At 66.3% G+C, this 9,550-nt stretch carries 7 protein-coding genes; 2 read left to right on the forward strand and 5 right to left on the reverse strand.

The annotated features are described in order from the left end of the window. Positions 1–72: 72 nt before the first annotated feature. The 5 genes from I71_RS07010 to I71_RS07025 form a co-directional block, all read right to left on the reverse strand. Positions 73–390: a CcdB family protein gene (locus I71_RS07010; RefSeq protein WP_042693001.1), complete on the reverse strand. Its 318-nt coding sequence runs from the start codon at positions 388–390 to the stop codon at positions 73–75. Beyond that, a complete protein-coding gene (locus tag I71_RS07015) occupies positions 387–629 on the reverse strand; it encodes a type II toxin-antitoxin system CcdA family antitoxin (protein ID WP_042693014.1) in 243 nt (80 codons plus the stop codon). The genes I71_RS07010 and I71_RS07015 overlap by 4 nt, the downstream gene beginning before the upstream one ends. A 143-nt stretch (positions 630–772) precedes the next feature. Then, positions 773–2,398 (reverse strand): fumarate hydratase, encoded by a 1,626-nt coding sequence (locus I71_RS07020; RefSeq protein WP_042693018.1) that lies wholly within the window; start codon positions 2,396–2,398, stop codon positions 773–775. Between the two features lie 285 nt (positions 2,399–2,683). Further along, entirely contained in the window at positions 2,684–3,616 is a 933-nt protein-coding gene (locus tag I71_RS39555) for a hypothetical protein (RefSeq protein WP_244433685.1), read from the reverse strand. Continuing rightward, the gene (locus I71_RS07025; protein WP_244433686.1) at positions 3,613–6,801 is read right to left on the reverse strand and encodes a non-ribosomal peptide synthetase; all 3,189 of its coding nucleotides are present in this window, start codon (positions 6,799–6,801) and stop codon (positions 3,613–3,615) included. The genes I71_RS39555 and I71_RS07025 overlap by 4 nt, the downstream gene beginning before the upstream one ends. 723 nt (positions 6,802–7,524) lie before the next feature. Between I71_RS07025 and I71_RS07030 the strand changes: the two genes are divergently transcribed. Both I71_RS07030 and I71_RS07035 read left to right on the forward strand, forming a co-directional pair. Continuing rightward, entirely contained in the window at positions 7,525–8,304 is a 780-nt protein-coding gene (locus I71_RS07030; RefSeq protein ID WP_244433687.1) for an SDR family NAD(P)-dependent oxidoreductase, read from the forward strand. A gap of 39 nt (positions 8,305–8,343) precedes the next feature. Further along, a partial coding sequence (locus I71_RS07035) for an MFS transporter (protein ID WP_042693028.1) occupies positions 8,344–9,550 on the forward strand: 1,207 nt, incomplete at its 3' end.

Below are 9,550 nucleotides of genomic sequence, written 5' to 3' on the forward strand. Positions count from 1 at the left end.
TTGTCGAGGATCAGCATCAGCCCGTCGCGGTACAGGATGCGGTCTTGGATTTGGGCGGGTGTCACGGGCTACTCATCCCCAGGCACGGGAAATCAGGAGGTCGATGGCGGCGATGATGCGGTCGCTGTCGCCGGCGAGGGAACAGACCCTCTCGCCGAGCCGTTCGGTGCGGACCGTCACGGTCTGTCGTGGATGAAGAACCACCGAGCGTCCATCGATTTCAAAAGATGAATTCAATTCAGGATCGATGGGCGGCTCCGCGCGCTTGTCGATCATTGGAATGACGACGCGGCTGCGTGCTCTGTCGAACCTTCCCGATTGAATGACAACCACAAAAGGAGTCGTCTGTCGGCCAGCGCCGATGTTTCTGTGCACGTCGAACTGGCTCATAAGATGTCGTCGACATGCTGCTCCGCGAAAGCCCCATGTTTTTCATCGAAGCGGTTCCATGCGTCGATGACGTCATCCAGGCGACCCTCACGATCCGCCTTCGCCACCTCGTCGGCCAGCATCTTTTCGACCCGTTCCGACAGGTCGCCGGGAAGGGGCTGGGCGCGCTGCAGGATGTCCTCGTCCAGCGACAAGGTGATGTCCCGCTTCGGCGCGCGCCGGTCATAGACACCGTCCATTGCACAGTTCTCCCCGATCCCGATACCCCGATCCCGATGCGATGAAGATAGGCGTCTCCGGTGCCGTCCTGCAAGCCGGCAGAGAAAAGGGCGCGGGGCCTCTCGCAAGGCCCCACGCCCCTTTCAAATCCTGTCAGCCCGGATCAGGCGAGCTTCAACTCCTTGAAGAAGTCGTTGCCCTTGTCGTCGACGATGATGAAGGCAGGGAAGTCCTCGACCTCGATGCGCCAGATGGCTTCCATGCCGAGTTCGGGATACTCGACGCACTCCACCTTCTTGATGCAGTCCTGGGCCAGGCGGGCGGCGGCACCGCCGATGGAGCCGAGATAGAAGCCGCCATGCTGCTTGCAGGCCGCCGTCACTTCCGGGCTGCGGTTGCCCTTGGCCAGCATGACCATGGAGCCGCCCGCCGCCTGGAACTGGTCGACGAAGCTGTCCATGCGGCCAGCCGTCGTCGGTCCGAAGGAGCCCGAGGCGTAGCCTTCCGGCGTCTTGGCCGGGCCGGCGTAATAGATCGGGTGGTTCTTGAAATAGTCGGGCAGCGGTTCGCCGGCGTCCAGGCGGGCGCGCAGCTTGGCGTGGGCCAGATCGCGGGCGACGATCAGCGGGCCGGTCAGCGACAGGCGGGTGCGGATCGGATACTGGCTCAGCGTGGCGCGGATCTGCGCCATCGGCAGGTTCAGGTCGATCTTCACGACCTCGCCCGACAGATGCTCGTCACCGATTTCCGGCAGATACTGGGCCGGATCGGTCTCCAGCTGTTCCAGGAAGATGCCGTCCTTCGTGATCTTGCCCACTGCCTGACGGTCGGCCGAGCAGGACACGCCGATGCCGATCGGCATCGACGCACCGTGGCGCGGCAGGCGGATGACGCGGACATCGTGGCAGAAATACTTGCCGCCGAACTGGGCGCCGATGCCCATGTTCTGGGTCAGCTTGTGGACCTCGGCCTCCATCGCCAGATCGCGGAAGGCGTGCGCGTCCTCGCCGCCCTCGGTCGGCAGATTGTCGAGATAGCGGGCCGAGGCCAGCTTCACCGTCTTCAGGTTCTGCTCCGCCGACAGGCCGCCGATGACGATGGCGAGGTGGTAGGGCGGGCAGGCCGAGGTGCCGAGATAGCGGATCTTGTCTTCCAGGAACTTCAGCAGCCGGTCGGGCGCCAGCACCGACGGCGTGGCCTGATGCAGGAAGGTCTTGTTGGCCGACCCGCCGCCCTTGGCCATGAACAGGAACTTGTAATAGTCCTCGCCCTCGGAATAGATGTCGATCTGCGCCGGCAGGTTGTTGCGGGTGTTCTTCTCCTCATACATGGAGATCGGCGCCAGCTGGCTGTAGCGCAGGTTGCGCTTCAGATAGGCATCGCGGGCGCCTTCGGACAGGGCGGTCTCGTCGCCGCCCTTGGTCCAGACGCGGCGGCCCTTCTTGCCCATGATGATGGCGGTGCCGGTGTCCTGGCACATCGGCAGGGTGCCGGCCGCGGCGATGTTGGCGTTCTTCAGCAGGTCGAGCGCCACGAAGCGGTCGTTGGCCGACGCCTCCGGATCGTCAAGGATCTTGGCGAGCTGGGCCAGATGGCCCGGACGCAGCAGATGGTTGATGTCGGAGAAGGCAGCCTCGGCCAGCAGGCGCAGACCTTCCGGCTCGACCTTCAGGATCTGCTCGCCGTCGAACTCGACGACCGAAACATGGTCCGAGGTCAGCTTGCGGTAGGTCGTGTCGTCCTTGGCGAGCGGAAACAGGCCGCGGGCTGAGGCGATGTCGTCGGGCATTGGGGCGTTCCTTCGTGACGATCTTTGGCGTGACGAACCTGGCGTGACGATCCAACGGCCGCCGTTCGCCTCCGCGGGACAAGGCCCGGCCGGGCGCGCGAAGGGGGCAGGCCGCGCTCGGCACCCCTTATACACCGCTGCGGGGCGGACACAACCATCGGCGCGAGTAACAGTGCGCGACGGTTTGTCGTCAGATGAATGAAGGGCTGAAGACAGGCAAAAGAAAAGGCCGGTACACCGAAATGGTAATACCAGCCTTTTCTTCTTGTCGCTGGCGCCGGGTGTTTACGCCGCCGCCTTTACCCGTTTGTCGACCACCGCATGGGCTTGCGGCGCCGGTTCAGCCGGAGCGCCGACCCAGTCGCCATGGGCGGGGATTTCCTCGCCCTTCATCACCAGGGTCAGCGGGCCAAGGCGTGCGAAATCGCCGACATGGGTATCGTAGAGCACGGTGGCGCCGGCCCCGACGGTGACGCCGGTTCCGACCGTCACCCGGCCGACCTTCATCACGCGGTCCTCGTACAGGTGGGTCTGCAGGGCCGACAGGGCGTTGATGGCGCAATAGTCGCCGACCGACACACAGTCGAACTCGGTGATGTCGGTGGTGTCCATGTAGACGCCCTGGCCGAACTTCGTGCCGAACAGGCGCAGGACCCAGGGCAGCATCGGCGTGCCGCGCAGATGGTCGAGCAGGACCTTGCCGGCCAGACCCCAGTAGAGCACGGCCACCGCCTCGGTCCGCATGGCCCACCAGGACCACATCGGCTTCATGGTCGGGGCGTAGCGGCCCATCAGCAGCCACTTCACCAGCGCCACCACCAGCACCATCGCGGCAGGAATGGCGACGCTGACCGCCAGGAACTGCCAGGCGAAGGCGCCCCAGCGCTGGTCGAGGATGGCGGGGGCGAAGAACTCCACCGCGAAGGTGCCGAAGGTGATGAACAGCATCGACGGCATCGACAGGCTGAACGCCTCGAACACGGCGCGTCCCAGACGGCGGGCGTGCGACGGCTCGAAGGTCCAGTTGGCCGACACGTTGTCGAACTTCTGGCGCACCGGCAGCTTGATCGGCGGGCTGCCGAACCAGGTGTCGCCGGCCTGCATCTCGGCATTCGCCGGGGGCTTGGACTTGATGCCGATCAGCGTGCCGGTGGGGATGGAGGCGCCCGGCGGCACCACGGCGTCGTTGCCGACGAACACGCGGGCCTCGGTCTTCACGGCTGCAGATGCATCCAGCCGCGACGGAAGTCCTCGTCGCCCAGCAACACCTCGTCGGCGATGAAGCATTCTTCGCCGATGTCCACCAGATCGTAGCGGCCGGCGAGGTTGGTCGAGATCTCGGCATCGCGGCCGATCCTGGCGCCCATCAGGCGGTACCAGGCCCGCATGTAGACGGTGGCGTAGAGCGAGCTGAGGGTTCCCAGCATGACCTCGGTCGCCAGCGCCACGACCCATTTGCGGACGTAGAACCAGCTGTGGACCGAGTAGGAGCCGGCTTCCACCTTCGGCAGCACGATCCAGCGCATGGCGGCGATCAGCAGCACGGTGAAGGCCACCAGGAACATGGCGGTCGGCCAGGCGATGGCGGGGACATAGTAGAGATAGTTGACCTTGAACACCCCGCCCATCCAGGCGTCGAGCTTGTCGAACAGGTAGAAGGCCGGGAAGATCGGGATCAGTGCCACCGGCGGCAGGCCGACCAGGGCGACCAGATAGATCAGCGACTGGGCGGCGCGCTTGACGATGCCGGCGCGCGGTTCCTCGGGAAGGGCCGCACGGTCGACGGTGCCGACCTTGCGGGCGGGCGAACCGTCCCACTGTTCATAATCGCCGGTGTGGGTACCGGCGGCGAGCGCGGTCAGGTCGGCCAGCTCGGTGCTCCTGCCGACCACGGCGTCGTGGCCGATGACACAGGAAGTGCCGACATAGGCATCGTCGCCGATTTCGATGGTGCCGATCACCAGCTCGTTGCCGATCACCTCGGCATTGGCGAGCTTTACCTTGCCGCCGGTCGAGGCGCCGCGGCCGATGCTGACCAGATCGATGGCGCCGGATTCGAACTCGCCGATCATCGCGTCGGCGCCGACCCTGGCGCCGAGAGCGCGCAGGAACAGCCGCATCACCGGCGATCCCTGGAACCATTTCAGATGCACCAGCGCGATGAAGCGCTGCGCCAGCCACCAGCGGTAATAATAAACGCCCCACAGCGGATAACGGCCCGGCTTGGTCCGGCCGATGATCAGCCATTTGGCCGCGATGGCGATGGCGACGGTGGCGATGTTTATGACCACATAGACGCCGAACAGCGTGGTGATCTCGCCGAAGATTCCGGCATCCTCGCCGGACAGCAGCATGTAGCTGACGAACACGCCCAGCCACTGCACCGTCATCAGCCCCAGGATGACCGGCAGCGCCGCGGCCTGGGCCAGACCGCACAGCAGACGGCGGCCGAGCGGCGGCGGCTCGAAGGACAGGTCGGCCGGCTTGGCGCCATTCCCGGCCGGCGCCTTGGCGTCCAGCCGCTCTGCCATCCCACGCAGGGTGCGGGCGCCATAGACGTCCTGCAGGGTCAGGCTGGCCAGCCCGGCGGTCTCGCGCACCGCCGAGACGAAGCGCGCCGCCAGCAGCGAATGGCCACCCAGATCGAGGAAGAAGTCGGCTTCCAGCGGGATCGACTGGCCGGGGAAGACGCGGCGGGCAGCCTCCAGCAGGGTGGCCTCGGTCGGGTTGCGCGGCTCCTCCTGCTCGCCGGCGCCGGCATCCTCGGTCAACGCCATCGCCTGCAGGGTCTTGCGGTCGGCCTTTCCGGAGGTCAGGCGCGGCAGCTCCGCCACCTGCTCATAATGCGAGGGCACCATGTAGGCAGGCAACTGGGCACGCAGAGCGTCGCGGAGAGCGGTCCTGTCGAGGGACGCGCCGGGCTGCGCGACCAGGAAGGCGACCAGACGGTCAAGGCCGTTGTCGGTGCGCAGGACCACCGTGGCCTGGGCGACGCCGGGCAGGTCGGTCAGCTTGGCCTCGATCTCGCCCAGTTCCAGCCGGAAGCCGCGGATCTTCACCTGATCGTCGATGCGGCCATGGAAGCGCAGGTTGCCGTCGGCATCGACGCTGACCGCGTCGCCGGACCGGTAGAGCAGGGGATCCTGTGTACCGGCGCGGTACGGATTGGCGATGAACTTCTCCGCCGTCAATTCGGGGCGGCCGAGATAGCCCTGGGCCACGCCGGGGCCGCCGATCAGAAGTTCGCCCTGGGTGCCGGGAGCCACCGGCCGCAGCGTTTCGTCCACCACATAGCAGGTGTAGTTGGGAATTGGGCGGCCGATGGTGACGGGGGTGTCGGGATGGACCTCGGCCACCGTGGCGACGACGGTCGCCTCGGTCGGGCCATAGCTGTTGAACAGGCACCGGCCCGGTCGGCACCAGCGCGCGGCAACCGCCGGCGGGCAGGCTTCGCCGCCCAGGATGACGACGCGCAGCGACGGCACGTCCTTCGGCAGCATCGCCAGCAGGGTCGGCACGGTATCCAGAACGGTGACGCCGGCCTCTGTCAGCACGTCGGCCAGCCGGTCGGCCTCGTCCAGCACCTGGCGGCTGGCGACCCACAGGGTGGCGCCGGCCAGATAGGGGACGAAGATCTCCTCCAGCGACAGATCGAACGCCACCGACGCGCCCTGGAACGCCACATCGTCGGCGGTGATGCCGTAGATGCTGTTGGCGGCACGCAGGTAATGGCAGATGTTGCGGTGGCTGATGACAATGCCCTTGGGCTTGCCGGTCGAGCCCGAGGTGTAGATTGCATAGGCCGGGCTGTCCGGCGTCACGCCGTCGGCGCGCAGGTCGAACGGCCGCTCGTCGCTTCCCAGCGCGTCGCTCAACACGTCGCCGATGCGCAGCACCTGGACCTCGGCGCCGGCGTCGGCCAGCGTCGCCGCCTTTGTGCCGGTGACCAGATCGATCAGGATCGCCGGGGCGGCACAGTCGGTCAGGCTGACCGCGACGCGTTCTGCCGGAGCATCGGCGTCGAAAGGCAGATAGGCCGCGCCGGCCTTCAGGATGCCCAGCAAGGCCACATGCAGGTCGAGCGACCGGGCCATCCACAACCCGACGAAGCAGCCAGGACCGATTCCGCGCGCCCGCAGGCCGCGGGCGACCCGGTTGGCGCGTGCGTCCAATTCGGCATAGGTGACGCGCCGGCCTTCATAGACGATGGCCGTGCGATCCGGATGCGCCGTGGCGGTCGCCTGTGGGATGTCGGACAGCAGCTCGTCGCGGAGGAGGGAGGGATCCACCACGCCGCTCAGCGTCGGGACCGTCGGAGTGGCGGTCCAGGGAGCGGAGATCGTCGATTGACCGGCCGGGGAAACGTCGGTCGGGCCGTTGGCCCGCGCAGTCAGCAGAGTCACGCTGTGTCAGCCTTCCAAAGGGAATCAGCGCGGTGGCGCCAAACGGACCCGATCGTTATGCGGCCCCGGCGGTCGGCTGAACGCGGCATTGGGCCGCTCTCAAGTTGTGGCGCTTTATGGTTAACGAATGCTTGCCATTCGGCGTGCCGGCACCCGTACCGATGGGAGATGACAAGTCTTGGGCTGCCCAAGCGCTGCGAAAGCAACATTCGCCCAACCGAAAGAAAGTGAAAGACCCGACGGCACCCGATACATGCGGATACATGGACGAGTATGGTCGCGCCTTCATGATCCGTTGCGCGGCGACGGTCAAGCTTATCCTTATGGAACTGAACCGAAGGGCTGGGGCCTGTGTCGGCGCTATCACATGCCCGGCGACATCGTCCACGGACCGGTGACTTCCGCTCGGGTCGATGGCATGCACCATTCCGGTTGCCTCTGTTCGGCTGTGTCGCAACCAAGACCAGAATAAGCCTCCCAAATGGGTGGGCATGCACGGGCCGGGGTGGCCTGCTCGGCGCAGGTCCTGTCCGCTCCGCGAACATGTGGTGTCGCCCGGCATAATGCGCCATTCGAGGCACGCATGGCTGAGGTTCCTGGATTCCGGGTTCGGTCGCAGTTTTCATTATGGACATCATCAAAAACGAGAATGATGATGGTCGTCATCAATGGTGTCCGGCATCGGCCCGGGCGCAGAAGACGGACGAAGGGCGGGAGAGGGTCATGAGCGTGGTGATGAACACGACCGGGGCTGACATGAGTGGGCGGGTTGCGCTCGTTACTGGTGGCACGTCTGGTATTGGCCGGGCGACGGCGCTTGCCTTTGCCGGTGCCGGGGCGACGGTGATCGTCACCGGCCGGCGCGAGGCGGAAGGGCTTGAAACGGTGGAATCGATCGGTCGTGCCGGCGGCCGCGGCCGCTTCGTGGCCGCCGACGTCGCTGATGCCGGCGAGGTGGCCGCGCTGTTTGAACGGATCGAGCGCGACTATGGCCACCTCGATGCAGCCTTCAACAATGCCGGCATCCATCAGGTCGCACCGATCACCGACATGGAAGAGGCTGCCTTCGACCGCATACTGACGGTCAATGTCAAAGGCGTCTGGCTCTGCCTGAAGCATGAGCTGGCGATCATGCGGCGCCAGGGGCACGGCGCGGTGGTCAACACCGGATCGGTGCTGGGGCAGATTGGCATGGCCGGCAACGCCGCTTATTCCGCCAGCAAGGCGGCGGTCGAGGGGCTGACCCGGACGGCCGCCATCGAGGTCGCCGCCTTCGGCGTGCGGGTCAATGCCGTCTGCCCTGCGATCATCCAGACACCGATGACCCAGGCCTCCTTCGGCGGTCCCGAACGGGTGGAGGCTGTGCTGGGGCCGCGTCATCCCGTCGGCCGTGTCGGCCGCCCGGAAGAGGTGGCGGCGGCGGTGCTCTGGCTCTGCTCCGACGCTGCCGGCTTCGTTACCGGCCAGTCGATCAACATCGATGGCGGCGTAACCGCCCAATAACTGGGTCAGACAACAGGCAAGCCACCGGAGTCCCGGCCGATGCTATCCACCCCTCTTGCCGCCGCCTTGGCTCGGCGCGACATCCACTATGCCTGGGTTGTCGTCGCCGTCACCTTCCTGTCCATGCTGGTGTCCGCCGGAGCGGTCGGGGCACCGGGCGTCCTGCTTCTGCCTCTCCAGCGGGAATTCGGCTGGGACACTGCCGATATCTCCACCGCGATGGCGATCCGCCTCCTGCTGTTCGGATTGATGGGGCCTTTCGCCGCTGCGATGATCAATCGCTTCGGCGTCCGCCGCATGGTGCTGTCCTCGCTGACGCTCGTCGGTGGCGGGCTGCTGGCGTCGCTGGCGATGCGGGAGGTCTGGCAACTGATCCTGCTGTGGGGCTTCGTGGTCGGCTTCGGAACGGGCCTGACCGCCATGGTGCTGGGTGCCACCATCGCCACCCGCTGGTTTGTCGCCCGTCGCGGATTGGTGATCGGTCTGCTCACCGCCAGTTCCGCCACCGGGCAGCTGGTGTTCATGCCGTTGCTGTCGATGCTGACGGAGGCCTATGGCTGGCGCAGCGCCATCGGTCTGCTGTGTGGCCTGATTGCCGTGGCCGCGTTGGCGATGCTGGCGCTGATGCGCGACCGTCCGGCCGACCTCGGCCTGTCCGCCTTCGGCGAGGTCGCAGGAGCTCCGCCTGCCGCGCCGGCCGGCGCGATCCTGTCGGCCGCGCTGGGCGCTCTGCGGGATGCCTCGGTGACACGGACCTTCTGGGTTCTGTTCGCCACCTTCTTCATCTGCGGTGCCAGCACCAATGGCTTGATCCAGACCCATCTGATTCCACTCTGCGTCGACTTTGGCGTACCGGAGGTGCAGGCGGCCGGTCTGTTGGCGCTGATGGGGATCTTCGACTTCGTCGGCACCGTCGGGTCGGGCTGGCTGTCAGACCGGTACGACAACCGCTGGCTTCTGGTCTGGTATTATGGCTTGCGTGGCCTGTCGTTGCTCTATCTGCCCTATTCAGACTTTACGCTTTACGGACTGTCGGTCTTTGCCGTCTTCTACGGGTTGGACTGGATCGCCACCGTGCCGCCGACCGTGCGCCTGACGGCGGAACGCTTCGGGCGGGATCGCGCAAACCTGGTCTTCGGCTGGATTTTCGCCGGCCACCAGTTGGGCGCCGCCGCCGCGGCTTTCGGTGCCGGCCTGTCACGGAGCGCATTGCAGACCTACCTGCCTGCTTCGCCACCGCAGGCGC

Source organism: Azospirillum sp. B506, assembly GCF_000333595.1.
Lineage (GTDB): Bacteria > Pseudomonadota > Alphaproteobacteria > Azospirillales > Azospirillaceae > Azospirillum.

Bases quoted from the DNA above. Each gene is read 5' to 3' on its own strand.
- I71_RS07010 (WP_042693001.1), bottom strand. From the start codon at position 390: ATGAGCCAGTTCGACGTGCACAGAAACATCGGCGCTGGCCGACAGACG.
- I71_RS07015 (WP_042693014.1), bottom strand. From the start codon at position 629: ATGGACGGTGTCTATGACCGGCGCGCGCCGAAGCGGGACATCACCTTG.
- I71_RS07020 (WP_042693018.1), bottom strand. From the start codon at position 2,398: ATGCCCGACGACATCGCCTCAGCCCGCGGCCTGTTTCCGCTCGCCAAG.
- I71_RS07030 (WP_244433687.1), top strand. From the start codon at position 7,525: ATGAGCGTGGTGATGAACACGACCGGGGCTGACATGAGTGGGCGGGTT.